Source organism: Bacillus massilinigeriensis, from assembly GCF_900111815.1.
GTDB classification, from domain to species: Bacteria; Bacillota; Bacilli; order Bacillales; family Cytobacillaceae; genus Mesobacillus_C; species Mesobacillus_C mediterraneensis.
Genome location: NZ_LT630014.1, coordinates 21,037 through 47,209, shown reverse-complemented (window position 1 = coordinate 47,209; position 26,173 = coordinate 21,037). Strand labels below are relative to the sequence as shown.

The window sequence follows — 26,173 nt, the reverse complement described above, 5'->3', positions numbered from 1 at the left end:
CCAGCAGGGTTAAAAGGGAAAGACATTATTCGGCTGATTTTAAAAAGCGATTCAACCGGCAAATAGTATGAAAGAAATAGGTAAACATATTATTAGGGATATATTTAAATACTCTTGGCAATCCCTGTTCAATTTTTGGAACAGGATTTTCGCGGGGAGTATGTCGTAATCGAACAATCAATTTAAATTTTTTACATCCTTAAGTTTTTCTGGTTTGCTTTACAACCTAACAGGGTATGAATATCATAAAGGTATACAACACAGATTAGAAAAGGTGCACCAGCTCCAACTGGCATCCCCAATATACAGCTACACTGCATGAAGTGCAGCGATCCGATCGTAAGAAATAACTATGGCAATCACTGATACGATTAGACTTGAAAATGTAATCATCAAGGTCATTGCTTCGTATAAGGACACCATCAGCGTCACCCGCTATTTACCAATCACATATCCTCTTTTATAATAGGTTTCAACTTCCTAAGTACAACTTGATTTTTTCTCCCTATCCAAATGCCCATTGGAAACTACTAATATTTTCCTGGCAAAAATTGTTACAATCTAACAAAAATGTGAAACTTCCTTCATAGTAAAACCGTCTAATTGTTACAACTAAGTAAAGACAGGTGGTCTTTAGATGGATATAAAGGGAAGGATTAAGTCTTTTCTTTCAGGGAAGCCATATAATATACCTAATGATAGTTATATTTGCCCCGAGTGCGATGGTACGGGAATGTATGATTCGTTCATTGAATGCCAGGTTTGTGATGGACGCAGGTATTTAACACAGGAAGAATACAGCAAATATTTAATGAGTGATGGAGATTAAGAGGAGTATTTTACTAAAATGCCTCTGTAGCTCTAGGAGGGAAGAGCGCCGGAAAACATGGTAGAACCGGGTCGCAAGGCAAGGGTTTCAGAAGCACCGAAAAGCAAATAAGCTGAGACAGGTGGAATTCCTGTCGGTGAAAATCCGTAGGGAAGCGTGTTCTCCCCTAGCCTATGCTTACGAAAGGAGTGCGGGTTCGAATCCCGTCAGAGGCATCATTGCAGCAGAGCGTTTTAGAGCTCTGCTTTTTATATATATGAATAGCTCATTTAGACCAAAAGCACCAAGTAGGGTGCTTTTTTCCTTTTTAGGCCAAAAGTTATTTGACATTGATAATCATTATCAAATAACATAAGAGACGAAGTTTTTTAATGATAATGATTATCAATTTCATAAAATATCGAAACAGGGGTGGAAAGATGGTCATTGCCGAGGAAGTTTTTTTAGAGGAAGAAGAAGCGAGGACTTTGTCATACATAGCGGAACACAAGCCTGAACTGGAGGGAGTTTTTCTGAAATGCCTTGCGGATGGAAGAAGAGGAATTATGCAGCGGCTGCTGCAGGGCTTGGTGCGAGAGCGGATTGTAAAAGAAGAGGATGTTTTATGGGAGGGAAAAGAGCTTTCTATCAAGTTAGCGGACGACAAGGAATTGCAGGTTAGCATAAAACAAAAATTTTCCTTTGGAAGATTCGATATCGAGGGAAGGATCATCGTAACAGAATTACAGCATAAGAAGGAGCTGATCCATCCTGTTGAATTGCTCGACCTTTTGCGGCAAGAGGGAGTACTGCAAGATACCCCCGAAGTGCGATTCCAGCGCTTTCGTCAGGAAATTGCGAACGGGACGGCTAATCTTGCCCTTGCATTGGCAGGTGCTGCATATCGAAAAAGCAAGAGGAAAATGGAACGTTACAAGACATCGTTGGCCTTTGTACGCAAGGAAGCTGAAAAGGATCCAGCATTCAGTCCGCTAGCCTACTATGAGCAAACGGTCGTGGAGGGGCACCCGCTGCACCCTGGAGCGAAGACGAAGTTTGGCCTCGATGTCGGCGAAGTGATACAGTACTCGCCTGAATGGGGAGGATCTCCTGAAATTGCGCTGGCTGCTGTTGCCAAAGACTGCTGCAGGACAGTGTCCGCTGGAAGCACTACTGTAACCGAGTTGTTGTACAACGAATACGGAGGTCTCGCACTGGATGTTGAAAAATTTTTAGCTGGGAAAGGAAAGGATCTCAAGGACTACGAACTGATTCCGCTTCATCCTTGGCAAATGAAGCATACCATCGGCGCCATGTATAGGGAAGCACTGGGAGCAGGGGATATTATCCCGATTCATGGTATCACTATTCCAGCAAAAGCACTCGTATCTTTCCGTTCGCTGTCACCTGTGCCGGCAGGCGGGAAACTTCCGCATCATATTAAGACAGCGGTGAATATACAAACAACGAGCGCTGTGCGGCTTGTATCACCGAACTCTGTTGAAAATGGTCCAGCCCTTTCAAGAATCTTGAACAAAATACAGAAAAAAGAAAATCGCTTTGATGGCAGATTTATTGTCCTTGCCGAAGAGGCGGGGAGCTATTATCAACCTCCCGCTCATCTTTCGGAAGAGAAACGTTGGAACCTTCAGGCGAATCTTGCTGCTATCTTGCGGGAAAACCCCGAGAAATATGTGAAAAGAGGGAAAGAAATCCCGATGGCAGCAGCCTCGCTTTTAGCAGTATCACCGATCAGTGGAAAAACAATCACCTGTGAACTGATTGAGGAGCTGGCCAGCCATCGCAAAATAGCGGACCTCTCTGTTGCAGCGGTTGCTTTTATCACTAAATATGCCGAAAGGAGTTTACCCGGCTTTATCACTTTGATGGTGCGCTACGGTATCAGTCTTGAGGGCCATATGCAAAATAGCATATCTATTTTTAACAACGGCGAGCCCGTCCGCATTCTTCTAAGGGACTTCGGCGGCATACGCGTTATGCTGCCGCGGCTGAAAAAAGCTGGTGATGAGATTTCGCTCCATCCTGGTTCTGCGATTGCAACAGAGGACGAAACAGCATTGAGAAATATTTTTTCGTATGCTGTCCTGCAAAACCACTTTGCCGAACTCATCGCTTGTATCACGAGGGAAATAGACTTGGAAGAAAACGTACTTTGGAGGCAGGTAGCAGCCGTTATTCAAGCCGTCTTTGCAGAGTTAAAGCAGGACGAGGCTATTCGAAGCCAGGCAATCGAAGATGAAGAGGCAATTTTTCAGCACCTCACCGATTTGAAGGCGCTGACACTGATGCGCCTGCAAGGAAGCTCCACCGTTTATCCGTATTCCAAGGTCCCCAATCCTTTAGCGCAATGGAAAGGAGAATAATAATGAGCACAACGATGACAATGATAAAAGCAAAATCAGCCCTCCATTTATATGAGGACGAAATCAAAACGCTCGATTTTCTTAAAAAAGAACACCCTAACATGGCATCCCGCTTTTTAGCTGCGATTGAAAAAGGGAGGAAGGGGATTATGCGCCGGCTTGCAGCGTCGATGCTCCGAGAGGATATTCTTGGTCTATCATCCGAATCTGCCGAGCTGTATATTTCCGGGAACATCCACGTTTTAAATGTTCCCGCCATCGATGAATACTGGCAATCAGTGATGAAGATGCTTTCAGGACATCCATTGGAAGAGGGGAGGATTTATAAGCTGTATCCGCTATGTGAAAAAGAATGCCTCGCTTTTCCGATAGGCGGGACGTATGCGTTCAACCGTGTGGAACTGGAGGGAGATGTGTTATATATTAGCAAATCCGGTGTGAAGAGGCTTGACCATCCAGCGCTGTTGATTGAACTTTTACGTACGAAAGATTCGGAATTATCATGGGATATCCTTCTTGAAGAATTGGCCAATGGCAGTGCGAATCTTTCAATGGCGTATGCTTTTTGGCAGGAGCGGAAAAAGCAGATCAAGGAAGAGGCAGCAAACCTTGGGGTCAACAGTTCTGTCGACTGGGCCGTGGCACGGCAACGGAGAGACTCTTCCTTTGACTCAAGCCTGTTTTTTGAACAGCTTTCCATTGAAGGACATAATCTTCATCCTTGCGCGAAAACGAAGCTTGGCATGGAGCCGAAGGACGTGCTTCAGTATGCACCGGAGTTTGCTGGGTTGACTCCAATTGGTTTTGTTGGAATACATAAGGAGTATGCGGAATGGTCCACACTGGATGAGTCAGAAAAAAATCCTAATGCCCTTCTTTTTGATGTGTTTCCTGCCTTGCGTTCGGCCGCAGAACAGGTATGTCAGAGGCTTGGGCACGACATGGAGGAATATGTGTTTGTTCCCGTACATCCTTGGCAGCTGGAAAAAACGATACCGGTTCTTTATCGGGAAGAGCTTCAGCAAAGGAAGGTCGTCATCGTGAAAGAAGCAACGGTTGATTGCGGAGCAACATCATCATTCAGGACTGCCGTTCCTTTGCAAAACGGAAAGGCAGCATCTTTCGCGTTAAAAATGGCAGTGAACAGCCAAATGACTTCCACTGTAAGGTCGATTTCTCCGAATACAGCAAATAATGCAGCCGTATTCAGCAGGATGATCACAAAAGTGATAAGGAAGGAAGAAGCATTGAAGAACACTTTCATCCCAGTCTTAGAATGCGGGGGCTTTCATTTTAAAGCAGAGGAAAGTGAAGCAGCTGCTGAGCTAAAGAACAGAAATTTGTCTGCTGTTGTCCGTGAAAATGTCGCACATTTTATCAGCCGCGATGAGCTTGCTGTTGTGGGAAGCTCGCTTTTTGCAGAGTCTCCTGTCACGGGAAAAACGATTATGGCAGAACTCGTAGAAGGCTTCGCAAAGACAAACAAGGTGGATTCCGCCGCAGAGGCTGCGTTTCTATTTTTCTCGGAGTATATGAAAATTACTTTGCCAGGTTTCCTTACCTTGATGATTAAATATGGCATCGGGCTGGAAGGGCATTTGCAAAATAGCGTCATGGTATTCAAAAATGGCCAGCCTCAGCGGATGCTTTTCCGCGATTGGGGCGGTGCGCGGATTTTCCGAGCACGCTTAGAGGAGCAGGGCTTTGCTGCCACATTCTACCCCGGGTCCCTTACGTTAACGGAAAACTTGAAAGAAATGCATAACAAACTGTTTTATACCGTGTTCCAAAACCATTGCGGCGAGTTCATCCTGCAGCTCTGCAAAGGATTTGGACTTGATGAAAAGGAGTTATGGAGGGAAGTCGATCGCTTGTGCCAAGAAGTGTTTGATAGATTGGAAGAGAATCCTGCTTTCACAAAAAATGCAAGGCAGGATAGAGAGGCGCTGTATCAGGCAAACACGGATCATAAAGCGCTGACGAGGATGCGGCTTGATTCAGAAGGCAAAGGATACAGCTACACTGTTGTTCCTAACCCGCTTCATGCATTTTCCATGGAGGATGGCTGAGACCGATGGAAGCAGTAAAAATGCAGCAAGGCAGCGAGCAGCGGTTTGCCCTTCATTCAAGAAGGTTTCGGATTTTCATGGCAGGAAGCATGGTGACAAGGACAGGAGACTGGATGGATTTGGTTGCATTGAATTGGGCGGTTCTCCAAATGACAGATTCACCGTTTTACCTTGGGCTCGTAAATGCGTGCCGTCTAGTCCCTGTATTCTTGCTGAGCATCCCGGCAGGCGTTTTGGCTGACAGGTTTGACAGAAGAAAGCTGCTGCTGATGATTCAGACTGGCATGATGCTATTAACTTTTTGTCTTGCATATGTGATAGAAAGCCAGCAGCTTTTCGGATTATTTTTCATCATTGTGACATTAAGAGCCGTGCTTGCGGCAATGGATTCGCCCATCCGGAATGCATTCTTCCCATGTCTTGTCCCTGTTTCATCGTTAACAAGCGCGATTGCCATCAATACAACGGCCATTCACCTTTCGCGGATGATGGGACCGGCATTGGCAGGAATTCTGCTTGGATTCTTGGAGCTCGATGTGCTGTTCTATTGCAATGCTTGGGGCACGCTTGCCGTCATCTTTTCCCTGCTGCTGCTTCGGTCCGTTCCATTACAGGAAAAAATTATGCCTAAAAAAGTGCAAGCGCCAATCCGGGAAGCTTCAGAATATGTGAAAAGCACCCCTGCAGTGCAGTCATTGCTCCTGTTAGCAATCGTACCAATGGTTTTCGGGTTTCCATACACGACGATGCTGCCGCTGTTTGCAAGAGATCTTCTCCAGCTTGGGTCAGAAGGGGTTGGCTTGCTTCTATCGGTATCGTCTGCGGGTGCACTGCTCGGCAGCCTCTATCTTTCTGCTGGAAGAGAAATGAAGGAAGTCGGGAAAGTGCTTATCTACTCGATTCTAGGTTTCGGCTTATCGCTGCTGCTGTTTATTATTGTGGATAGTGTGATGGTTGCAGCGTTCGCCTTGTTTTTGGCAGGCTTGACAAGTCAGGTGTACAGAACGCTGAGCCGCATTTCTATCCAGCTGCAAGTTCCGGACAGGCTGCGCGGCAGGATATTGAGCATTGCCTTGATGGACAGGGGCTTCATCCCGCTTGGGGCGCTTCTCATTGGTGCTGTCGCATCATTTGCAGGAGTTTTCTGGGCAGGAGTATGGATGGGCGGCGGCTGCATTGCGGCAACCCTTTTAGTGGTGGTGCGAAGACCACAAATTTGGAGGATATGAAGGGAGAACCATTTTGTATGGAAAAAACAATTCAGAAATTGAAGCAGCAAAGCGATAAGCCGTTTTGCGCCTATTGCTACGATTTGGAGGAACTTCGTCGCCACACAGGAAAATTAGTGGATGGGCTTCCCGGCAGCTGCAGCCTGTTTTATGCGATAAAAGCAAATCCAGATCGTATTATTTTAAAGGAGCTGCTTCCTATTGTGCATGGCTTCGAAGCGGCATCTCTTGGAGAAATTGAAAAAATCCGCAGCGTAGATGCGAACGTTCCTATTCTATTTGGCGGTCCGGGAAAAACAAGAGACGAATTGGAGGGGGCGTTAAAGCTTGATGTGGCTCTATTCCATGCCGAAAGTTTTCAGGAATTAAGGCTGCTTCAGTATGTTGCGGAGAAGGAGGGGAGAAATGCTGAAGTGATGCTCCGTGTGAATTTGGAGAATGCCGTTCCAGATGCAGAGCTGAAAATGGCTGGTGTTCCGACGCAATTCGGGATTGAAGAAAAACAGATTCCTAAGGCAATTGAATTTGTAGAAAGGTTGCCGAATTTGCAGCTTCAAGGCTTTCATTTTCATGCGATGTCCAATAATCTTGATGCCGCTGCACATGCTGAGTTTGTCGCGAATTGTTTTGAGCTGGGGAAAAATTGGGCAAAGGAATGGAATCTTCATATTTCCTATTTAAATGTTGGCGGTGGCATCGGCATTTCGTACGTGGATGCTGACCGGCAGTTTGATTGGGAAGTTTTCATGGAGCTCCTTGAGAAAGTATTGGAGAGAAACAAAGAAACAGGATGGAAGGTGATTTTCGAGTGCGGCAGGTATCTCACCGCTTCCTGCGGCTACTATGCAGCAGAAATTCTTGATATAAAAGAAAACCATGGGAAGCATTTTTGCATTCTGCGCGGCGGCAGCCATCACTTGCGGCTGCCCGCAGCATGGAAGCACAACCATCCTTTTACAATAGTGTCGGTGGAAGATTGGGAGTATCCTTTTGAGCGGCCGGAAATCAAAAATAAGAGCGTTGTGCTCGCAGGGGAGCTTTGTACCCCAAACGATATTTTGGCGCGGGATGTACACGTGACGCGACTAAGGGCAGGGGACATCCTGCTGTTCCATTACGCGGGGGCATACGGCTGGACAATCTCCCATCATGATTTCCTCAGCCATCCCCATCCGGAGTTTGTATACTTAGCGTCGTCGAGCGGTTTGATTGTGGAAGAAGAGAAACGCTTGGCAAAAATATAAATGTCGATTGCGCCCATTCTAGTAATGGGATTTTTTTTGATAACAACGTGGGGGGGGTGATTTCTACACAAAAATCTCCGGCCAAACCCTTAAAAATGGTCATTTTGATTGGTTTTTTGAGGAGAAAGGGTAGGATTTCGATGAGGGAGTCTAACTTTTTGGAATAGAGAGCTTCTGTAATCGATTACACATCTAGCTTAGCTCTGATTGGATCCCGCTTTATTTTGGATATCTACGGTAACTCTCCATTTATCAACGGTAATCGGCAATTTATCAACGGTAAATGATCATATATCTACGGTAATCACCGATTTATCTACAGTAGCTAGGCGGTTGCAACCATAGGAGGATAATGATGTAAAACCGCATACTGCATGACTTTCCACAACACCCTATCCCGCCCTCAAACCCTTAAAAATGGTCATTCCACAACACCCTATCCCGCCCTCAAACCCTTAAAAATGGTCATTTTGATTGGTTTTTTGAGGAGAAAGGGTAAGATTTCGATGAGANTGATTGGATCCCGCTTTATTTTGGATATCTACGGTAACTCTCCATTTATCAACGGTAATCGGCAATTTATCAACGGTAAATGATCATATATCTACGGTAATCACCGATTTATCTACAGTAGCTAGGCGGTTGCAACCATAGGAGGATAATGATGTAAAACCGCATACTGCATGACTTTCCGCAACACCCTATCCCGCCCTCAAACCCTTAAAAATGGTCATTTTGATTGGTTTTTTGAGGAGAAAGGGTAGGATTTCGATGAGGGAGTCTAACTTTTTGGAATAGAGAGCTTCTGTAACCGATTACACATCTAGCTTAGCTCTGATTGAATACCGCTCTATTTTGGATATCAACGGTAACTCTCCATTTATCTACGGTAATCGGCAATTTATCAACGGTAAATAATCATATATCTACGGTAATCACCGATTTATCTACAGTAGCTAGGCGGTTGCAACCATAGGAGGATAATGATGTAAAACCGCATGCTGCATGACTTTCCGCAACACCCTATCCCGCCCTCAAACCCTTAAAAATGGTCATTTTGATTGGTTTTTTGAGGAGAAAGGGTAGGATTTCGATGAGGGAGTCTAACTTTTTGGAATAGAGAGCTTCTGTAACCGATTACACATCTAGCTTAGCTCTGATTGGATCCCGCTTTATTTTGGATATCTACGGTAACTCTCCATTTATCAACGGTAATCGGCAATTTATCAACGGTAAATGATCATATATCTACGGTAATCACCGATTTATCTACAGTAGCTAGGCGATTACAACCATATGAGGATAATAATGTAAAACCGCATACTGCATGACTTTCCACAACTATCCAAAACCCTGCTAGGTGCAATAAAAATCCCCAGCAAGCAAACTTGCTGGGGATTTTCTTAACTTACTTTCCCATCATTAGCTTCTCAAGATCATCAAGCATGATGTTTGCAGCAAGCACGCCGCCTGCCGTGTTCCAGGTTGCATCGCTTACTTCGTATGCTTTGCCGTTTTTCACAGCGTTTAAGTTTTTCCACAGCGGGTCGGTTGTCCACTCTTTTGCAGTGTTCATTGCTTCTTTGTCACCATCAGGAGCGTATGTAAAGTAGAAAATCACATCGCCATCCATTTTTGGTGTCGCTTCTTTGCCGACTTCAATCGCAAGATTGCCAAGTTTGTTGTCTGCAGTAAACAATTCTTTTTGTGCTTTTGGATGCTTTAATCCAAGCTGTTCGAAAATGACTCCAGAGAAAGAGTCAGTATAGTAGATACGTGTGGTTCCTGCCATAAAACGAACGACAGAAACTTCCTGGTTCACCTTATCACCGAGATTTTTCCTTACTTCACTTACATGTGCGTCAAAATCGCTGATTACTTTTTTTCCTTTTTCCTCTTCGTTCACCGCTTTCGCATAAAGGGAGAAGTTTTCTTTCCAGTCTCCTCTCAGTGTTTCCGAGAAAACAGTTGGTGCGATTGCCTTCAGTTTGTCATACTGTGCTTCTTGGCGAAGCTTGTTGCCAATGATTAGATCAGGTTTCAAGGCAGCAATCGCCTCAAGGTTTACCTCACTTTCGGTCCCAACGACTTTAACATCTTTCATATCATCTGTAATATGGTCATACCATGGGTTCCCAAGCCAAGACTGAACAGCACCGACAGGCTTGATTCCGAGTGCAAGCAGCGCTTCTGTTCCTTCATTCGTAAGAACGACTACTCTTTTCGGCTTCTTGTCCAGTTTTTCGGTTCCCATTGCATGCTCAACAGAATAACCGCCGTCTTTCTTATTTTTATCGGATGATGTTTTCTCAGCGTTGTTCCCGCATGCTGCCAACATGAAGAGGGCTAAGACAGAAATCACCATGAACATCCTTTTCAAGCTTTGCATTGTTTAAAATCCTCCTTGTTGATTGTGATAATCATTATCAGTTACTACTAAGATAGTAGTATGAACAGTTTCTTAAGTCAATAAGGATATGAAAAATAATGAACAATAATTGAAAATGATTATCAAAGTCATTGACACGCCATCACTATATTAATAGACTTGTAAGAAGAAAAAGGTACTTTGGAAGGTAACGATATGCTTTTTAAAAATAGTATGCAAAAATGGTTCGGCCTTGCGGCTGCAATGCTTGCTCTGCTCGCATTGATGGCAGCCAGCATGGTCTATGGATATACTGAAACAAGCTGGAAGACAGTAATGGAGGCATTCACCCATTTCAATGGATCGAATGAACATATTGTCATCGAGTCAGTAAGGCTACCGCGCTCTATGATTGCGGCTGCCGTTGGGGCTAGCCTTGCGGTGGCTGGGGTGCTGATACAGACATTGACCAAAAATCCACTCGCCTCTCCAGATATACTCGGCATCAATGCTGGAGCGGGAGCTGCTGTTGTCATTGCCGTCAGTTTTGCCGGAGCAGCAAGCATGCAGCTTTTTACATGGATATCTTTCTTAGGAGCAGCTTTTGCTGCCATCACGGTTTATGTGATCGGGTCGCTCGGCAGGGAAGGCCTTACGCCAATGAAGCTGACGCTTGCTGGAGCAGCTATGGCTGCAATGTTTGCTTCTATTACCCAAGGAATCCTTGTCTTCAGTGAGGCACTGCTGGAGGAAGTGCTTTTTTGGCTTGCCGGCTCTGTTGCAGGAAGGAAGCTGGAAAATCTGACGGCTGTTTTCCCATACCTCGCGGTTGGCTGGCTTGCGTCCTTGCTGCTTGCAAGTAAATTGAATGTGCTCGCGATGGGAGAAGATGTTGCGAAAGGTCTTGGAGTCAATACTGGCCTGTTGAAGGCTGGAACAGGGATTGTCATTATCCTGCTGTCGGGAGGGGCGGTTGCAGTGGCTGGACCCATAGGCTTTATCGGGATTATCATTCCGCATTTAGCGAGGTTTATAGCAGGAACCGATCATCGCTGGAACATTCCTTTTTCCGCGCTGCTCGGCGGTATCCTGCTGGTAGCTGCGGATATTGTATCGCGATATATTTTGATGCCGCGGGAAGTTCCAGTTGGTGTCTTGACCGCCCTGATCGGCACGCCGTTTTTTATCTGCATTGCCAGGAAGGGGTTCAATAAGCGATGAAAAAAAATAAAACCATTCGTTTATTGAATGAAAAAATATCTTTTTTACTGGATCAGCGTGCAGTCACTGTCTGTGTTTTTCTTTTTCTTGCAGTAAGCGTGGTACTCGTCACGAGCACAGCCATGGGAGAAATGAAAATACACCCGTTAAACGTTGTGAAAGCATTGATTGGCGGAGGGGAGGAGAGCGATCGCCTTGTCGTCACCATGTTCCGTCTTCCAAGAGTGCTGGTAGCGTTGCTTGCTGGGATGGCACTTGCAGCTGCTGGGGCGATTCTCCAAGGGATGATCCGGAATCCGCTCGCCTCTCCCGATATGCTTGGGATAACTGGTGGAGCTTCCGTTTTTGTCATCATGTTTTTAGCAATTTTCAGCGATAATAATCATTCCCTGACGGTGAGTATTCAGTGGCTGCCGCTCGCTGCTTTCATTGGTGCAACAGTTATTGCTTTTCTAGTTTACTTGCTCGCCTGGAAGGATGGGGTTACACCGATTCGCCTTGTCCTGATTGGTATTGGCATCATGTCATTAATGAAGGCATTGACTACTTTCATGATGGTTCTTGGCCCAATTTATCAAACGAGCCAGGCGAATATATGGATTATCGGGACTGTATCAGGGGCCACATGGCAAAGTGTCGCGATGCTGGCGCCTTGGACGCTTCTCTTTCTTTTACTGGCATTTGTCTTTGCGAGAAACATCAATGTTCAGGAACTTGGTGATGATGTGGCAACAGGGCTAGGGGAGCACGTACAAAAGAACCGATTCATTCTGCTGCTGTTGAGCACGGGACTGATTGCAGGTGCGGTTGCCTTTGCAGGGGGAATTGGCTTTGTTGGACTGATGGCGCCGCATATGGCTAGAAGGCTTGTCAGCCCGGCCTTCAGCGCGCTGCTGCCGGCTTCTGCTTTCCTTGGCGGAATCATGGTGATGACTGCTGATTTGGCAGGGAGAATGCTGTTTTCCCCGTTGGAAATACCAGCAGGCGTTTTTACTGCAGCGATTGGCGCCCCATATTTTATTTATTTGCTGTACAAAACCCGCAGTGCTTAAAAATACATGCAACAATTCAAAAGAGGTGGGAGTAACATGAACAAGGCTGTCGAATTGAAGAAGCTGACGTTATCCTATGGAGATGCAACCATCATAAAGGAACTGGATCTTGCGATTCCAAAAGGAGAAATCACTGTTTTTATCGGCGGAAATGGGTGCGGTAAATCGACGCTGCTACGCTCAATCGCACGCCTTTTAAAGCCAAGTTCGGGGTCCGTTCTTCTGGATGGAGCAGCCATTTCCAGCATGACCACGAAAGAGGTGGCGAGGAAAATGGCTATTTTACCTCAGTCTCCCGTTTCTCCAGAAGGATTAACCGTCCTTCAGCTAGTCAAACAGGGAAGATATCCGCACCAGTCATGGCTGAAGCAATGGTCCTCGAAAGATCAGGCGAAAGTAGAGGCTGCGCTGAAGGCGACAGGGCTTGAGGGTCTCGAGGATCGTGAAGTGGATTCGTTGTCGGGAGGGCAGCGTCAGCGGGCATGGATTGCCATGACGCTAGCGCAGGATACGAATATTATTCTTTTGGATGAGCCAACGACTTATTTGGATATGACCCACCAGATTGAAGTTTTGGATTTGCTGTTTGAACTGAACGAACAAGAGGGGCGGACCATTGTCATGGTGCTGCACGATTTAAACCTTGCCTGCAGATATGCCCACCATATCGTTGCAATTAAAGACCAGAATATTTTTGCTCAAGGAAGTCCTGAAGAGGTGATTGATGCTTCTCTCGTCAAGCATGTTTTTGGACTGGAGTGCCAAGTTTCCACCGACCCGCTGTTTGGCACCCCGCTCTGCATTCCGTATGGCAAAGGGAGATCCATTTTTTCAAAGGTGGCGTCTGCGAATGGCCGTTAAGTTGACAGAAGGAGAAGTTGCAGAGCTGGGACGCTTTCGTTTTGCACTAGCCAACACTAGATATGCGTCAGGAATTGGCGGGATTTTCCGAAATGCGGAAGCATGCCGGTCATTTCTTGAAAGTGTCAGGCAGGAAATTCAGGCACCTAGCCTGAAGGTCGCCGCTTCTGTTTTCGTGAAGCGCTTTGCGTTTGTGGCGGTAGGCTATCTGTACGCCCTGACGGTATGGGATAAAAAATTGCTGCTTTCCTTGGATGCAATTGGAATGGTCACAAATCATGAAGACAGCAACTGGCTGCCGGAGTTTTGTGTGCAGGACATAGAAGCTATTCCGTTCCAGGGCGGTGATCGGGAGGAATGGCGAAAAAAGGCTGTCCATTATTTGCTCGAAGGAATGGTCACACCTGTAGTAAATGCAGTAGGAAAAGCTGCAAAAGTTTCAAGAGAGATACTGTGGGAAAATATTGCGGTTTATATTTCCTGGCTGTATGAGAAGGTATTAGATAGCAAATCACATGCTCGGGTAAAAGAAGATTTTCATTATCTCATGGTTGAGGTGATAGGGGAAGAAGCTGGCAGAGGAAGCAGAAAAACATGCTGCCTCTCCTATCAGCTTGGGAAAAAGCAGGCTTTCTGCACAATATGTCCGCTGGCCTGCAGGGGATAGTAGGCTAGCGGCTAGATCGCTTCGTGAAGGTTCACAGCATGCTGAGTTTGCGCCCAACCCCTTAAAATTGTCTTTTTTGCTTTGTTTTTTGGGGGAAAAGAAACATTTTTTTATGAGTTAGGGTTAATTTTCGAAAAAAGTGTGTTTGTAACCGATTACATGATGCTTTTCTTAGATGTTCGTCGACTTCTAAAAAAGGTTATCCTCGGTAAACCAAGGTTTATCTACCGGTAATCGGCAATTTATCAACGGTAAATGCTCGAATATCTACGGTAATCGAGGATTTATCTACAGTAGCTATGCGATGAGATCCATATGAGGGTGAATATGTAAAAGCAGTCACCTCACAGGTACGATGCCGTCAGCGTAGCCGATATTAAAGAGCATGGGACAACACAATACGGCAGTAAAAATATAATTTATAATGTAAGAAAATTATTACATTTTACCTGATTGTTTTTTACAAAAAGGAATTATGATAGGAACGAAACTTATTACATGAGGAGGAAATCTCTTGAAAAGAAAATCACTGTTGTTGTCCTTCTTTTGTCTTGCTGCCATCCTGTTGCTTTTCCAGCCTCTTCAATCTATATTTACGAAGGCTGCTGTCGGGACCGGAACATGGTCTTCGCCTTTTACCGTATCTCAGGCGGTAAACAGCCAAAATAATACTGTTAAAACAGTCCAAGGATATGTGGTCGGCCAGCCGACAGGCACCACAACAGTTGTTACGGGCGGGTTCCCGAATGATTATGCGATCGCCTTGGCGGACAGCCCAACAGAAAAGAACACCGCAAACATGCTGTACGTCCAGGTTCCTGCGTCTTTCCGCCAAACATATGGCCTGCAAAGCAATCGTTCTCTTATGGGAAAAAACTTGAAGGTAACCGGTGCGCTGACTGCCTATTACTCTCACGCAGGTATGAAAAATGCCACTGCTTTTGAAACAGTTGGGGAAACCACACCTCCGCCAACAGAGCCAGACCCAGGTTCACCTGCTCCCGTCGATAGTTATTATGATCCTGCTAAGGGCAAAACTGGAGATGCATTAAAAACTGCTCTTCACAACATTATCGATGACCATACAGCTCTTTCGTATAGCGCTGTATGGGACGCGCTTCGGGCGACAGATGAAGACCCGAATAATCGCAGCAACGTGATTCTTCTATATACAGGACGCTCGCAAGGAAAATATACGAATGGTTCCGGAGTGGATAATTGGAATCGCGAACATGTATGGGCAAAGTCGCATGGAGACTTCGGAACGACGATGGGAGCGGGCACTGATTTGCATCATCTAAGGCCAACAGATGCGAGTGTCAACAGCTCGCGAAGCAACCTCGACTTTGATGAAGGTGGCAAACAGCATTCGGAGGCAACCGGGAATTACTACGATTCTGACTCTTGGGAGCCGCGAGACAGCGTCAAGGGTGACGTGGCGAGGATGCTGTTCTATATGGATGTCCGCTATGAAGGAGACAGTGGAGAACTGGACCTTGAACTGAACAGCCAGGTTAACAACAGCACTGCACCATTTCATGGGAAGCTATCAACGCTGTTAAAATGGCATCAGGAAGATCCTGTCGACAATTTTGAACGGAACCGGAACGAGATTATCTACTCCAAATATCAGCATAACCGCAATCCATTTATTGACCACCCAGAGTGGGTATCGGCAATTTGGCAATAAAAAGCAAGGCTCCTCTTGAAGAAGAGGGGCTTTCTACTTGTTATTGTCATATGGAAAAAAGGAAAAGAAAATAAAACATTTTTTTTGGACTATAAACAGGTCGGAAATAAAATAGCAGAAACGGACAATAAAAGGGTTCATTTGGAAAATAGAAAAGGTGCCCGCGCCGGGTGAGCAATATAAACAATTCCAAAAGGAAGATAGATAACTTCAAAAAAGAAGGTATCCACACATCCTTTGTAGTATTTTTTTAAAAAAAGGAGAGAGGAGGAAGATTCCTAATGGTTCAATTTAGACTTGCAGAAGAAAAAGATTTGGAAAAAATGGTGGAAATGTTAGCGGATGATGTTCTAGGGAAGAAGAGGGAACGATTTGAGCTGCCGCTTCCGGAATGTTACCGGAGAGCATTTGAGGCAATTAGTAAGGACCCGCATAATGAATTGGTTGTAGCTTGCCAAGGTAATGAAATCATTGGGATGCAGCAGATCACGTTCACTCCTTACTTAACGCATCAGGGCGGGTGGAGAGCGACAATAGAAGGTGTAAGGACTGCATCCTCCGTTCGCGGGCAGGGAATCGGATCGGAATTAATGAAGTGGGCGATCGATCGGGCTAGAGAACGAGGATGTCATTTAATTCAGCTGACAACAGATAAAGCGCGGCCGGATGCTTTGCGATTTTACGAACGGTTAGGTTTCAAGGCAACACATGAAGGATTAAAAATGAAATTGAAATAGTAGTACTTGATCGGAGGCCACTTTAAAAGGTTGTCTTTTTTCTAGCAAGCCGTACACCTGATTCATAAACACACCAATCGCTTTTCAGCAGAAATCGGGAAGGCGGTGAAGGCTGCAAGGTGGAGGACCATTTCTTAAGCCCGCAAATGACCCTAACCACAACCATAATGACTCCTCTTCCATATAAAAGGCCTGCAACCGCGAAGGTTGCAGGCCGTTTCTTATTGGTTGACAGTTTCGGCGATGACAGCCAATACCATTTCGGTGATTCTGGTTAGTTCCTCAATGGAAATTCGTTCTGCTGTCGTATGGATTTCTTCATATCCTACTGCAAGGTTGACAGTTGGGATGCCGTAGCCGGAAATGACGTTGGCATCACTGCCGCCGCCGCTCTGCTGGAGTCGGCATGGCCGGCCGATTCGTGCAGCTGCTTTTTGCGCGATTTTAACGACTTCGTCTTCAGTGGAAAACTTGAATCCAGGATAGAGGATTTCGACTTCGATATCCGCCCTGCCGCCCATCTCGCTTGCAGCTGTTTCGAATGCTGCTTTCATTTTTCCAAGCTGTTCCTGGAGCTTCTCGTTGATCAGCGACCTTGCCTCAGCGAGGACAATCACTTCGTCGCAAACGACGTTGAGTTGGCGGCCGCCTTCGATTTTTCCAAGATTGGCTGTTGTGTCCTCGTCGATTCGGCCAAGCGGCATTTTTGTGATTGCTGCGGCAGCAATCTCGATGGCATTGATTCCTTTTTCCGGTGCAACGCCTGCATGAGCCGTTTTTCCATAAAGTGTTGCTTTAAGCTTTGCTCTTGACGGTGCCGCAACCATGACGTCACCGACGGGACCGTGGCTGTCGATAGCAAAACCATACTTCGCATCTAGCAATGTATGATCAAGCGCTTTTGCTCCAACGAGACCGGATTCTTCTCCTGCCGTAATCACAAACTGGATTTGACCATGCGGTAAATCGTATTCTTTCAGCACCTTTAAGGTTTCGATGATGGCGGCGAGGCCGGCCTTATCGTCTGATCCAAGAATCGTGGTACCGTCCGAATAAAGGAAACCGTCGCGAATCTCTGGTTTGATTCCTTTTCCTGGAACGACTGTGTCCATATGGGAAGTGAAGTAGATTGGGTCGATTCCTTCCTTATTGGCAGACAAAGTGCAAACAAGATTGTTCGCACCATGACCTGTTTTCTCCATTGATGCGTCCTCTTCTACCTTTAAGCCAAGGGATGCAAACTCCTCTTTAAGAAAGCGGGCAATGTCTGCTTCATGCCCTGTTTCGGAGTCGATTTTAACCAATTCAATGAATTTTTCGATTAAACGTTCCTGATTAATCATAACTGCCTCCTATTATTCGTTGTTAGAAAGGATGTTCAAAACCGCTCGAATGTTCACTTCTACGCCTGTCGCGAGAACAGACTCGTCAAAATCAAAATGATCATCATGGTGGCCGGCTGCACGGTCCGCGCCAAGCATGTAATAGGTGCCGAGACCGCCGTTTTCCTGGACGACGCTCATAAAGTGAGAATAATCTTCTGCTGCCCCGAAGTTCGTATACTCGGTGACATTCGTGAACTGCGGCATGCTTTCCGCGATGCCTTTCAGCATGCGGACCATTTCCATGCTGCTTTCCCCGCTCTTCGTGCCGCCGACTGTTTCGATGTGGTAATCGACATCGTACATTTTGGCAGCCGCTTCGATCACACGTTTTGATTCTTTCACCATATACTCATCGATTTCGCTGTTTTCACCGCGTGTCTCCAGCTTGATGGTGGCGTTAGGAGGAAGGATATTCCGTCCTTGACCTGCTTCCATGACACCGACATTGATTCTCGAAGCACCGTCACCGTGCCTTGAAATGGCGTGAAGGTTCAGCGAAGCTGCAGCTGCGGCAAGAAGTGCGTTCTTTCCTTCCTGCGGCGCAGCGCCTGCATGTGCAGGAACTCCTTTGAAGGTTGCATCGAGCTTTGTTGTTGCAAGGAATTTACCTGTACCGCAAATGAAATCTCCAGTATGGGCAGCTTTGAATCCGATATGGCCACCGATGATGTAGTCCACTCCGTCCGCTACCCCTGCGGCAACCATCGCTCTCGCACCGCGCACGCCTTCTTCCCCTGGCTGAAAAATAAGGCGGATGGTGCCTTTTAACTGATCCTTCATGCCTGCAAGGATTTCGGCGATACCGAGACCGATCGCTGCATGGCCATCATGGCCGCATGCATGCATCGCTTTGCTGTTTTTCGAGGAAAAGCCCTCGCGGTAAGGCCTATGGCTTTCCTCTTTCGATTCTTCGATATCATTGCTGTCAATATCAAAGCGAAGGGCAATCGTAGGTCCGTCACCGCAATGCAGTTCTGCTACAGCGCCGGTCAGTCCGCCGGCCATTTTTTCCACAAGCTTATGGTTCGCGCCTTGACCAATTGCCTGCACCATATGCTTTTCCAGTTCTGCCGCTCCAGGGACGCCCATCATTTCGCTTTCTTTAATGACTTCATGTCCCATTTTAACGGAGTAGCCAAGCTCCAACAGTTTTTCTGCGATGATGGAAGTTGTCCGGAATTCCTTCCAGGCAGGCTCAGGATAAGTATGAAAGTCGCGCCTATATTCCACTAGCTTTGGCTCTAATTTTTTGATTTTCTCCAAGATTTCTTTGTTCAGCATTAGCGAATCCTCCTGTTTCTCTCTCTATTATAATAGAACAAACATGGAGACAATTGTAGCGATGATGATGCCTGGTGCATTCCGTTTCGTTAGTTCCATTGGGTTTACCTTTGCGATACCTGCACAGACAATTGCTGCGCCGGCAATTGGAGACATCGTCCTTCCAAGTGCACCGCTCAGGAGTGCGATGCTGCCCATGTTTACTTGTTCTACACCGAATTGCTGTGCAAAAGGAGTCACAGCCTCATTGAATGCAAAAGTAGCTGCGTCGCCGGAACCTGTGATGACAGCCAGAAGGAATGGCCCGAAGGTTGCGGCAAACTTTGCGATACTTGGAGAGCTGACCATTGCATCAGTAAAGGCATCTACAAGGCCAATCGCAGTCATACCGCCAACAAAAACAGCTGCAGAAACGATGATACCCATGATGTCTCCATATGCTTTACCCATTCCATCGAAGAATGATTTTGTCACTTCGGAAGGGTTACAACGAGTAACAACCAATGTGAGAATGACACCAATAAGCATTGCTGCCGGAACGCTCATCATGATTTTTGGAAGAATAGTGGATCCAAGGACTAGAATAACAAGTGGTATAACAGGCATTAGAGCATAAAGGAAATTCAGCTTTGATTCTTCTTGTTTGCCTTCTGGCAAGTATTCGAATCCTTTTGTTTCTTTTAAAAGCTTGGCAACGACAGTAAGAGAAATAGCGATAATAACAACAGATAAAACGTGCGCAAATGCGTGGACTTTCACCACATCCATTGCTGTCACTTTCGCAATTTCTGCAATGAATGGGTTATGGGCGCTGCCCACATTCAAGTTGCTGCCGAAAGTCCCGGCCATGACAGCGGAGGCAGCAATCGCAGGGGATACGCCAGCTCCCATCAGCACTGGAATGAGAATGGCACCGACAGCAGCAGCAGCACCGGCTGCACTTGGAAGCGCAATATTAATCGCAAATGTTGCAAGCGTTGCTCCGGGGATAAGGAATAAATTCACTTTTTTCAAACCTCCAGCAACGAGTTTAACTAAATGCTGGTCACACTTTGTGTATTTCATCACAAACGCAAAGCCCATAACGGACAAAATAGCTTCAATCAGCCCTGCGGTTGACATTCTTTCTGTGAAAGCTGTAAATGCATCCATCGGTTTTCCAGCAATGGTCGCCATAACGAGACCAGCTGCAAAAAGTACCATTCTTGCCTCTTTCCGCTTGATTAAAAAATAAATAGCTCCAACAATTACTGCAGTTCCTAAGATGGTTAAAAACATGAGATTCACCCTTTCTCGGAAAAATCTAAATTTTTAGATTATAGAGCGCTTAGCTGCGATTACACTCTATTTAAGAAAAGTATAATTCGAGAGATACAGGGAATCTGTGTTCAAATAATGAATTTACATGAAAAAAGTTTAATTGTTCCATAAGTTTTCATATTTAGTTTAATTTGAAAATCCGCTTCCCTTGAAAGAAGGCAATCGGCAAGAGAAGCGAAAAGAATAGAACTGGTTACTTTCCTTTCGTAAACCGCGGTTTACTAAAAAATAAGGCAAGAAAGAAAGATACGATTGCAATAAACATTCCAATCCACGCTTTATCCACTTTATTTAATAAAGGGATTGCTAGCACTGAAAAAGCGGAGAGGAAAAAGAAAAATTTCATCATTATATCAGCCTCCGACACTAGATGTAACTAAAAATGGAAAATAATATCTTTATTATTATCACTCTTTGCTTGGCATTCGGCAATATTTTAAATGAAGTGATAGATTTAGGCAGATTGTAAAAAGCACATGAAGTGAAAGTATAATTTTGCAATATTTCCGGCCATCCAACAAGGAACCTTCTGTCTGGAACAGTTCGCGTCAATGCTGCTTTCAAGGCGAAAATGTTTGCAGCGGACTGCTAAAAAAATAAAGACGGTTCAAAGCCTTCATTTAGTGGAATATCACTATTATTGGAGGTTTTTCTGCTGGAAAAATTTAAGCGATTTTTCCGGAACTTATTAGCCGCTGAACCGTCTTTCTTTTTAGGAATGAAAATTGTACGGATTCACTCTATTGTGTTAAAAACGGAATTACGCGAAGAAAAAGGAGCGAGGAAAAATGAAAAACACGCTGATCATCGCTGGTATTCTTGGTATCTTCGTTGCGCTGGGTGCCCATCTGTTCACCATCAATGCTGATGCCTACCACTTCGGGAATATTTGGTTCGTTGGGGTGATTGGCGGTGCGGTAGGAATATGGGGCGGTAACGCAGTGGATAAAAGCTACGTTCTCGGAGCGCTTCTTCTTACTATTTCCCTCATCCTTGGATTTGCCGGGGGCGGAGCCTTATACACAGCTCCAGCTATCCTTCAAGTCGTGTCCCTTGCCAGTATGCTCTTACAACCAAAAGAAAAGGAGGAAAGTTTTGAATGAAAGTTGTGCGAAATGACTTTTCATCCTACTATTTTTCATTTCCCTCACGCTTCTACTCTTCGTTTTCAAATGTGATTATGATTAGCAGGGAATATGGGCCGCTCATCGTCAAGAGTATGTTCATCGTTCCGTTCATTGGACTCATTTTAACGTTTTAATACAATGAAAAAGGGAACAGGAATAGTGTCAGCTCATTTCTATAATAGAAAGGAGAGATACTATGGATAAGAATCTTACAAATGGAAGAGGCATCGTATCAGGACAAAGCGGATTATCCGCAACCCAGGAGGTCTTATACGCAAGGGATTTCAAGGCAGCTGAAAAGGCTGAAGAAAAACATAGGGAATCTGTAAATAAAACTGGAAGATAAGAATGACGGGCGAAATTGCCCGTCTATTTTTTTTGTTACTGGATTTTATCTTCTAAAAAATATAAAATTAACCATTTTTATATTTTTAAAGGAAGTATTTTCATTTATAATGGATAAGTATGACAAAACGAAACAAAGGGGTAATAACAGTGGGAAAAGGAAAAATCTTATCAACAGTCTTCCTATCGGCGGCCATGATGCTGTCCGCATGCGGAAATGACGAACAAGCATCAGGTACAAAGGAAAAAACGGAGCCAAAGCAAAAAGCCGAGCAGCCAGCAAAGGTGAAATCGGAAAAAACAGAGGCAAAAAGCGAGAAGCCATCCGGAAGCAACGAAGTATTCACTCCGAACATTGCGAAGGAAAGCCAAGGTAATGTTGAGGTTGTTTATACGAATAATGATGTTGGCTATTTAAAGGATATGGATGGTTTTAAAGTTAGCGTAAACGAATATCAAATTGTGAAAGTAACTGATATGAACGACGATTTTCACATAGCTTTTGATGATCAAAATGAAGGGTATGTCATTATCGCAAAAATGAAGATTGAGAACACATTAAAGAAGCCAATGTACTATGTTCCTGGTCTTCAAATTCGCTTAGGTGGACCATCTGATTACCTTTCGCATAATTTGAATAGATCTTTTGTAAAAGAAGAATATCCTAAACCTAAAGGGACGGAAAGTGGTAAATGGGAACCAGGAGAAAAAGAGGAAGGGTTAATTTCCTTCACTTTAACGAACGAAGAGTTTGAATCTATGAAATCCGTCAAACCAAAACTTCTTGTAGATGGAGGAGCTGCGGACAACGATCAATTTAGTGGTAGCAGTAAACACAAAGAGGTTTTAGTTGATTTCATATATAGTGATGAACAAGCTAAAGAAACTGCTAATGCTCCGAAGTTTTATCCAGATAGATTAACAACAGAAAACATGGCCGACAAAAAAATGATATTTGAAAAAGAAGGAATTAATGAAACGAAAAAGCTTGGCGATGTAAATGTAACGTTAGAGGGCGTTCAGTATACTGAATTAATTCCTACTGAGTTGCAGAAAGAACGATTCAGGAACTTTGGAGATAGTGGAATTGCTGCCCTTACGGTAAAGCTTAAATTAGAAAACAAGTCTAAGGAAAACATTGATTTGTTTGGAGTAGATGCTAAGTTGCTACTCGATGATAATCGAGGTACGCTCCGGAATGATTCGATGGCTGAAACACAAGACCCAAAAGAAATACCAGCAGGAGAAACTGTGGAAAAATACTATGTTTTCATGTTTAGAAAAGATGAGTTTGGCCTGCTTAAGAAGTTTGAACTAGAGTTTGGGCCATTTAATGGTCAAGGAACCGAAGATCAATTTAAAGGAAAAGTTAATTTCCCATTGCCAAGATAATAGTAGAATTAAAGGGTTGGCCTAGTTGGTCAATATTATACTTTGTAAATCCTTTTACCATTTCAAAAAATTAAACAAGACCCTGTAGAGTTACTCTTAACGGATGGCTCTACAGGGTCCTTTGTATACAATTGAATAATGCCAGAATGTGAAAGGTATCGGATTAAAAATATAGGACTAAAAGTATTAACAAAATCAAGTATGCCGTGAAATTCTTGAGAGGAGTTTTCGCATTGAAACAAACTATACAGCTAGGATTAATACTGATCATACTCATCTTAGGGGGATGTGGAATGAATAAGGCAGAAAGTAATGCCAGTAAGGAATTCGGGGAGGCTAGTAATTTGCCTAAAACTACTGCGCTTCAAGATGAATTTACCCGTAAATTCATGGATTCACCAAAACAAATCAAAGACGGATATTACTTATTTAAATCAAAAACTGGGGGATATGAGATGTTGTTTCCCAAAAACGCGAAATTATCAGCTAAAGGATATGAAAAAAATGGAAATGGTTATGAAGCCCTTTATTTTGGAGAAACAAGAATAAATGAGAATCTTATGTTTTCTTGGGATGTTACATATGAAGATAGTATCAGTACACAAAATAAAGAATTAAATTTAAATTTACTTTCTGATAGTGTAGGTTATCAGAAAAAAGACTATGATCAGTTTCAATGCAATAATAAGAATTACTACTATGCCAAAGAGGTATTTAATATTGAAGGAAAAAGTGTATACACCTACTTTAGCTTTATAAAAAATGTAAACAGTAATCAAGCGATTAGGTTTTATATGGAGACTATGTGTAAAAAAACAACAGGTAAGTGTAAAGTCGATCAGGCATTACTGGAGGAAGAGGCAAAATTGATAATGAAGTCAATCCAGTTTTATAACAACTAGATGTTAGGTGATGTCTAAATTCTATCAAAATAGCTTTATTATGTTTCCATGGCGAAAATGTAATGCCCCTCTCGATGAGAAGGGCTTTTTATTTAATCTTTTAATATTACCATTTGCTTATCAACAGAAATCACTTCATCATTAGCAAAAATAATATATGCAATGTCACTATCATATTTCTCTGACTTAAATTCGCCTAATACTTGAACATTCCCTTTTTTTATTTGGTAAATCATTTGATTATCATTTTCATTGCTCTCATAAGCTACTAATTCATTTATCAAAAAACCTGAAAGCGGTGTATCATATACTTTCATCGTTTCCTCCTTTTAGTACAATGTTGTATTTGCTAATGGCTTATACTTAGATGGTACAATTGACCTCAATGAATAATGATGCGTGATTGCTGTTGAATTACTGCCAATATGATAATGCCAAAACCAATCGTTTGTACTGGTTTTAGGCCAAGCTTACCATTATCTATACGAAAAATCTGCGTTTTCGAAGGTTTATGAGTTATTTTTAATAATGATGTAATTTTACCTTTACTATTTTTCACATTCCATTCCAAATTATAATTTTTACCAGCAGACTTTAGTTTATTCTTAAGATGTTTTGTAGCTATCTTAGTCCCCTGCTTTATAATAGTTTGTAAAGCTACTCTCGCTGCAGCTGCAGCGAGAGGAATTAAAATTGGCGCAATCCTCGATGTAACTGTTAATTGATTACTACCTAACTCATTAAATACTAATTCATGTTCTCTTTCCAATTCCAAAAATTCTTCACTCTCGAAGTATTAGCATAAACCTCCTCAAATTCTTCTTCACTCATATTCTCATAATCTGATTCTGTATATGGTATTTCTTCTAAATAAACATTTATTTCTTCCTCTATCTGAAGTAATTCTTCAGATAGTACAGAGTCATTCGTAACATTAGCAAAGTCAATTACATCAACATTATTGTCAGGATGATTTTGAATAGCATTAGCATTCCCGACTTCAGGGCCTATAAGCCCAATAGTAAGAATCAAAACTATGAAACTACAAAAAACTCTTTTAATCTGGTGTGGCTCTTTTTAGTGCTTATTATCAATCTAGGTATAGAGAATTACACTAATCCAGGAATATGCCGTGAAATTCTCGAGAGGAGTTTTCGCATTGAAACGAACTATACAGCTAGGACTAATACTGATCGTACTCATCTTAGGGGGATGTGGAATGAATAAGGCAGAGAGCAATTCTGGTAAGGATGGGTCGGAAACGAGTGATGTACCAAAAGGCATGGTGTCAGATGAAGAGTTTACTAGAAAATTTGTTTATTCTGGTAAAGAGGTTGAGGAAGGGTATTATTTGTTGAAATCGCAAATAGGCGGTTTTACAATGCTCTTTCCAAAAAATATAAAAGTTACTCAGTTTGGGTATGGACGAGATGGAAAGGAATTTGAAAAACTACTTTTCTCTGAAGATATGGGAAAAGAAAAAAACGTGTTTAATAATGGGAAAATAATTTATATAGATAAACCGGGTAGTGAAAATATTGAAGTTAATCTAGAAATAACCTCTGATCATATGGGGTATGATGGGGAATATTCCGAATTTAAGCACAAGGGGAAAACATACTATTATGGTAAGAAAGTTAAGAATTTCAAAGGTGAAGATGGATACTTTTACTTTGCCTATATAATGAATGACAGTGATAATAAGGCAATCACTTTTTCTATCACTAGTAGCGCTAAAGATTCAAACAAACCTTCTAAAGCTCAAAAAACGGTTGAGGAAGAAGTGCTGAAGCTAATGAAATTGATTGAGTTTATAAATTAACTTATTTCAAAGGTGTAAAGCAAGGGATGTATTAATACCCCTTTATTTAAAGCATGCAGGATAGAGTGCTTATTATTAGTTTAGAATAGAGAATTACAATAATCTAGGTAATAAGAACTGTTATCAAGAAAACCATTACTCAATATTGCAATTGTGTTACAAAATGTGGTAATAATTGAATGTGGTATGCCGTGAAATTCTCGAGAGGAGTTTTCGCATTGAAACGAACGATACAGCTTGGATTAATACTAATCATACTCATCTTAGGG

The 26,173-nt window shown here is 43.5% G+C and carries 27 protein-coding genes; 17 read left to right on the top strand and 10 right to left on the bottom strand.

Going from position 1 to position 26,173, the window contains the following annotated elements:
- Positions 1-309: 309 nt before the first annotated feature.
- A complete protein-coding gene (locus BQ5796_RS18540; protein WP_234969403.1) occupies positions 310-423 on the bottom strand; it encodes a putative holin-like toxin in 114 nt (37 codons plus the stop codon).
- A 214-nt stretch (positions 424-637) separates the two neighbouring features.
- On the opposite strand from BQ5796_RS18540, the gene BQ5796_RS16140 reads away from it, so the two are divergent.
- The 5 genes from BQ5796_RS16140 to BQ5796_RS16120 all read left to right on the top strand — a co-directional run bounded on the left by BQ5796_RS16140 (position 638) and on the right by BQ5796_RS16120 (position 7,734).
- Positions 638-829 (top strand): hypothetical protein, encoded by a 192-nt coding sequence (locus BQ5796_RS16140; RefSeq protein WP_071461401.1) that lies wholly within the window; start codon positions 638-640, stop codon positions 827-829.
- A 419-nt stretch (positions 830-1,248) separates the two neighbouring features.
- The gene (locus tag BQ5796_RS16135) at positions 1,249-3,192 is read left to right on the top strand and encodes an IucA/IucC family protein (protein WP_071461400.1); all 1,944 of its coding nucleotides are present in this window, start codon (positions 1,249-1,251) and stop codon (positions 3,190-3,192) included.
- A 2-nt stretch (positions 3,193-3,194) separates the two neighbouring features.
- Positions 3,195-5,261, top strand: a complete 2,067-nt coding sequence (locus BQ5796_RS16130; protein ID WP_071461399.1) for an IucA/IucC family protein — start codon at positions 3,195-3,197, stop codon at positions 5,259-5,261.
- Between the two features lie 5 nt (positions 5,262-5,266).
- The gene (locus BQ5796_RS16125) at positions 5,267-6,490 is read left to right on the top strand and encodes an MFS transporter (protein ID WP_083413197.1); all 1,224 of its coding nucleotides are present in this window, start codon (positions 5,267-5,269) and stop codon (positions 6,488-6,490) included.
- A 17-nt stretch (positions 6,491-6,507) separates the two neighbouring features.
- Positions 6,508-7,734 carry a type III PLP-dependent enzyme gene (locus BQ5796_RS16120; protein WP_071461420.1) on the top strand — a complete coding sequence of 409 codons (1,227 nt, stop codon included), beginning with the start codon at positions 6,508-6,510 and terminating at the stop codon, positions 7,732-7,734.
- Between the two features lie 1,408 nt (positions 7,735-9,142).
- Here BQ5796_RS16120 and BQ5796_RS16110 read toward each other — a convergent pair.
- On the bottom strand, positions 9,143-10,123 hold the full coding sequence (locus tag BQ5796_RS16110; RefSeq protein WP_071461397.1) for an ABC transporter substrate-binding protein: 981 nt from the start codon (positions 10,121-10,123) through the stop codon (positions 9,143-9,145).
- Between the two features lie 195 nt (positions 10,124-10,318).
- Here BQ5796_RS16110 and BQ5796_RS16105 point away from each other — a divergent pair, with 195 nt between their 5' ends.
- The 6 genes from BQ5796_RS16105 (at position 10,319) to BQ5796_RS16080 (ending at position 16,330) form a co-directional block, all read left to right on the top strand.
- Positions 10,319-11,323 (top strand): FecCD family ABC transporter permease, encoded by a 1,005-nt coding sequence (locus BQ5796_RS16105; RefSeq protein WP_071461396.1) that lies wholly within the window; start codon positions 10,319-10,321, stop codon positions 11,321-11,323.
- Complete coding sequence (locus BQ5796_RS16100) at positions 11,320-12,375, top strand: FecCD family ABC transporter permease (protein ID WP_071461395.1); 1,056 nt, start codon at positions 11,320-11,322, stop codon at positions 12,373-12,375. Before BQ5796_RS16105 ends, BQ5796_RS16100 begins: the two co-directional genes overlap by 4 nt.
- Before the next feature lie 36 nt (positions 12,376-12,411).
- Positions 12,412-13,236, top strand: coding sequence for an ABC transporter ATP-binding protein (locus BQ5796_RS16095; RefSeq protein ID WP_071461394.1), 825 nt, complete (start codon positions 12,412-12,414; stop codon positions 13,234-13,236).
- Positions 13,226-13,903, top strand: a complete 678-nt coding sequence (locus BQ5796_RS16090) for an IucA/IucC family C-terminal-domain containing protein (RefSeq protein ID WP_071461393.1) — start codon at positions 13,226-13,228, stop codon at positions 13,901-13,903. Before BQ5796_RS16095 ends, BQ5796_RS16090 begins: the two co-directional genes overlap by 11 nt.
- 514 nt (positions 13,904-14,417) lie before the next feature.
- Positions 14,418-15,593 (top strand): endonuclease, encoded by a 1,176-nt coding sequence (locus BQ5796_RS16085; protein ID WP_071461392.1) that lies wholly within the window; start codon positions 14,418-14,420, stop codon positions 15,591-15,593.
- 281 nt (positions 15,594-15,874) lie between these two features.
- Positions 15,875-16,330, top strand: coding sequence for a GNAT family N-acetyltransferase (locus BQ5796_RS16080; protein WP_071461391.1), 456 nt, complete (start codon positions 15,875-15,877; stop codon positions 16,328-16,330).
- Between the two features lie 22 nt (positions 16,331-16,352).
- Here the strand turns inward: BQ5796_RS16080 and BQ5796_RS18205 are convergent, their stop codons facing one another.
- From BQ5796_RS18205 to BQ5796_RS18200, 5 genes are all read right to left on the bottom strand, one after another.
- Positions 16,353-16,496 carry a hypothetical protein gene (locus tag BQ5796_RS18205; RefSeq protein WP_159431014.1) on the bottom strand — a complete coding sequence of 48 codons (144 nt, stop codon included), beginning with the start codon at positions 16,494-16,496 and terminating at the stop codon, positions 16,353-16,355.
- Between the two features lie 55 nt (positions 16,497-16,551).
- Positions 16,552-17,673 (bottom strand): M20/M25/M40 family metallo-hydrolase, encoded by a 1,122-nt coding sequence (locus BQ5796_RS16075; protein WP_071461390.1) that lies wholly within the window; start codon positions 17,671-17,673, stop codon positions 16,552-16,554.
- A gap of 12 nt (positions 17,674-17,685) precedes the next feature.
- Positions 17,686-18,996: an amidohydrolase gene (locus BQ5796_RS16070; RefSeq protein ID WP_200792926.1), complete on the bottom strand. Its 1,311-nt coding sequence runs from the start codon at positions 18,994-18,996 to the stop codon at positions 17,686-17,688.
- 27 nt (positions 18,997-19,023) lie between these two features.
- Positions 19,024-20,274: a C4-dicarboxylate transporter DcuC gene (dcuC, locus tag BQ5796_RS16065; protein ID WP_071461389.1), complete on the bottom strand. Its 1,251-nt coding sequence runs from the start codon at positions 20,272-20,274 to the stop codon at positions 19,024-19,026.
- A gap of 235 nt (positions 20,275-20,509) precedes the next feature.
- Complete coding sequence (locus tag BQ5796_RS18200; RefSeq protein ID WP_159431013.1) at positions 20,510-20,665, bottom strand: hypothetical protein; 156 nt, start codon at positions 20,663-20,665, stop codon at positions 20,510-20,512.
- Positions 20,666-21,104: 439 nt separating this feature from the next.
- On the opposite strand from BQ5796_RS18200, the gene BQ5796_RS16060 reads away from it, so the two are divergent.
- The 5 genes from BQ5796_RS16060 to BQ5796_RS16050 all read left to right on the top strand — a co-directional run bounded on the left by BQ5796_RS16060 (position 21,105) and on the right by BQ5796_RS16050 (position 24,082).
- Entirely contained in the window at positions 21,105-21,419 is a 315-nt protein-coding gene (locus tag BQ5796_RS16060) for a hypothetical protein (RefSeq protein WP_071461388.1), read from the top strand.
- Positions 21,416-21,577, top strand: a complete 162-nt coding sequence (locus BQ5796_RS18195; protein WP_159431012.1) for a hypothetical protein — start codon at positions 21,416-21,418, stop codon at positions 21,575-21,577. Before BQ5796_RS16060 ends, BQ5796_RS18195 begins: the two co-directional genes overlap by 4 nt.
- Before the next feature lie 62 nt (positions 21,578-21,639).
- On the top strand, positions 21,640-21,789 hold the full coding sequence (locus BQ5796_RS17735) for a YfhE family protein (RefSeq protein WP_083413195.1): 150 nt from the start codon (positions 21,640-21,642) through the stop codon (positions 21,787-21,789).
- A gap of 149 nt (positions 21,790-21,938) precedes the next feature.
- A complete protein-coding gene (locus BQ5796_RS16055) occupies positions 21,939-23,180 on the top strand; it encodes a DUF5068 domain-containing protein (protein WP_159431011.1) in 1,242 nt (413 codons plus the stop codon).
- A 293-nt stretch (positions 23,181-23,473) separates the two neighbouring features.
- On the top strand, positions 23,474-24,082 hold the full coding sequence (locus BQ5796_RS16050) for a hypothetical protein (RefSeq protein ID WP_071461387.1): 609 nt from the start codon (positions 23,474-23,476) through the stop codon (positions 24,080-24,082).
- Between the two features lie 92 nt (positions 24,083-24,174).
- Here the strand turns inward: BQ5796_RS16050 and BQ5796_RS16045 are convergent, their stop codons facing one another.
- The 3 genes from BQ5796_RS16045 to BQ5796_RS16035 form a co-directional block, all read right to left on the bottom strand.
- The gene (locus tag BQ5796_RS16045) at positions 24,175-24,399 is read right to left on the bottom strand and encodes a hypothetical protein (protein WP_071461386.1); all 225 of its coding nucleotides are present in this window, start codon (positions 24,397-24,399) and stop codon (positions 24,175-24,177) included.
- A 65-nt stretch (positions 24,400-24,464) separates the two neighbouring features.
- Positions 24,465-24,857, bottom strand: coding sequence for a hypothetical protein (locus tag BQ5796_RS16040; protein ID WP_071461385.1), 393 nt, complete (start codon positions 24,855-24,857; stop codon positions 24,465-24,467).
- Positions 24,830-25,114 carry a hypothetical protein gene (locus BQ5796_RS16035; protein WP_071461384.1) on the bottom strand — a complete coding sequence of 95 codons (285 nt, stop codon included), beginning with the start codon at positions 25,112-25,114 and terminating at the stop codon, positions 24,830-24,832. The genes BQ5796_RS16040 and BQ5796_RS16035 overlap by 28 nt, the downstream gene beginning before the upstream one ends.
- A 187-nt stretch (positions 25,115-25,301) precedes the next feature.
- Here BQ5796_RS16035 and BQ5796_RS16030 point away from each other — a divergent pair, with 187 nt between their 5' ends.
- Complete coding sequence (locus BQ5796_RS16030; protein ID WP_071461383.1) at positions 25,302-25,904, top strand: hypothetical protein; 603 nt, start codon at positions 25,302-25,304, stop codon at positions 25,902-25,904.
- The last annotated feature ends 269 nt before the right edge of the window (positions 25,905-26,173 follow it).

What these genes read in the sequence shown, in the direction of transcription:
- BQ5796_RS16045 (WP_071461386.1), bottom strand. Translation starts at nt 24,399, where the DNA reads ATGAAAGTATATGATACACCGCTTTCAGGTTTTTTGATAAATGAATTA.
- BQ5796_RS16075 (WP_071461390.1), bottom strand. Translation starts at nt 17,673, where the DNA reads ATGATTAATCAGGAACGTTTAATCGAAAAATTCATTGAATTGGTTAAA.
- dcuC (WP_071461389.1), bottom strand. Translation starts at nt 20,274, where the DNA reads ATGTTTTTAACCATCTTAGGAACTGCAGTAATTGTTGGAGCTATTTAT.
- BQ5796_RS16125 (WP_083413197.1), top strand. Translation starts at nt 5,267, where the DNA reads ATGGAAGCAGTAAAAATGCAGCAAGGCAGCGAGCAGCGGTTTGCCCTT.
- BQ5796_RS16130 (WP_071461399.1), top strand. Translation starts at nt 3,195, where the DNA reads ATGAGCACAACGATGACAATGATAAAAGCAAAATCAGCCCTCCATTTA.
- BQ5796_RS16030 (WP_071461383.1), top strand. Translation starts at nt 25,302, where the DNA reads ATGAATAAGGCAGAGAGCAATTCTGGTAAGGATGGGTCGGAAACGAGT.
- BQ5796_RS18195 (WP_159431012.1), top strand. Translation starts at nt 21,416, where the DNA reads ATGAAAGTTGTGCGAAATGACTTTTCATCCTACTATTTTTCATTTCCC.
- BQ5796_RS16135 (WP_071461400.1), top strand. Translation starts at nt 1,249, where the DNA reads ATGGTCATTGCCGAGGAAGTTTTTTTAGAGGAAGAAGAAGCGAGGACT.
- BQ5796_RS16050 (WP_071461387.1), top strand. Translation starts at nt 23,474, where the DNA reads ATGAATAAGGCAGAAAGTAATGCCAGTAAGGAATTCGGGGAGGCTAGT.
- BQ5796_RS16080 (WP_071461391.1), top strand. Translation starts at nt 15,875, where the DNA reads ATGGTTCAATTTAGACTTGCAGAAGAAAAAGATTTGGAAAAAATGGTG.
- BQ5796_RS16110 (WP_071461397.1), bottom strand. Translation starts at nt 10,123, where the DNA reads ATGCAAAGCTTGAAAAGGATGTTCATGGTGATTTCTGTCTTAGCCCTC.
- BQ5796_RS16140 (WP_071461401.1), top strand. Translation starts at nt 638, where the DNA reads ATGGATATAAAGGGAAGGATTAAGTCTTTTCTTTCAGGGAAGCCATAT.
- BQ5796_RS16060 (WP_071461388.1), top strand. Translation starts at nt 21,105, where the DNA reads ATGAAAAACACGCTGATCATCGCTGGTATTCTTGGTATCTTCGTTGCG.
- BQ5796_RS16105 (WP_071461396.1), top strand. Translation starts at nt 10,319, where the DNA reads ATGCTTTTTAAAAATAGTATGCAAAAATGGTTCGGCCTTGCGGCTGCA.
- BQ5796_RS18540 (WP_234969403.1), bottom strand. Translation starts at nt 423, where the DNA reads ATGGTGTCCTTATACGAAGCAATGACCTTGATGATTACATTTTCAAGT.
- BQ5796_RS16120 (WP_071461420.1), top strand. Translation starts at nt 6,508, where the DNA reads ATGGAAAAAACAATTCAGAAATTGAAGCAGCAAAGCGATAAGCCGTTT.
- BQ5796_RS16100 (WP_071461395.1), top strand. Translation starts at nt 11,320, where the DNA reads ATGAAAAAAAATAAAACCATTCGTTTATTGAATGAAAAAATATCTTTT.
- BQ5796_RS18205 (WP_159431014.1), bottom strand. Translation starts at nt 16,496, where the DNA reads ATGGTTGTGGTTAGGGTCATTTGCGGGCTTAAGAAATGGTCCTCCACC.
- BQ5796_RS16090 (WP_071461393.1), top strand. Translation starts at nt 13,226, where the DNA reads ATGGCCGTTAAGTTGACAGAAGGAGAAGTTGCAGAGCTGGGACGCTTT.
- BQ5796_RS16070 (WP_200792926.1), bottom strand. Translation starts at nt 18,996, where the DNA reads ATGCTGAACAAAGAAATCTTGGAGAAAATCAAAAAATTAGAGCCAAAG.
- BQ5796_RS17735 (WP_083413195.1), top strand. Translation starts at nt 21,640, where the DNA reads ATGGATAAGAATCTTACAAATGGAAGAGGCATCGTATCAGGACAAAGC.
- BQ5796_RS18200 (WP_159431013.1), bottom strand. Translation starts at nt 20,665, where the DNA reads ATGATGAAATTTTTCTTTTTCCTCTCCGCTTTTTCAGTGCTAGCAATC.
- BQ5796_RS16095 (WP_071461394.1), top strand. Translation starts at nt 12,412, where the DNA reads ATGAACAAGGCTGTCGAATTGAAGAAGCTGACGTTATCCTATGGAGAT.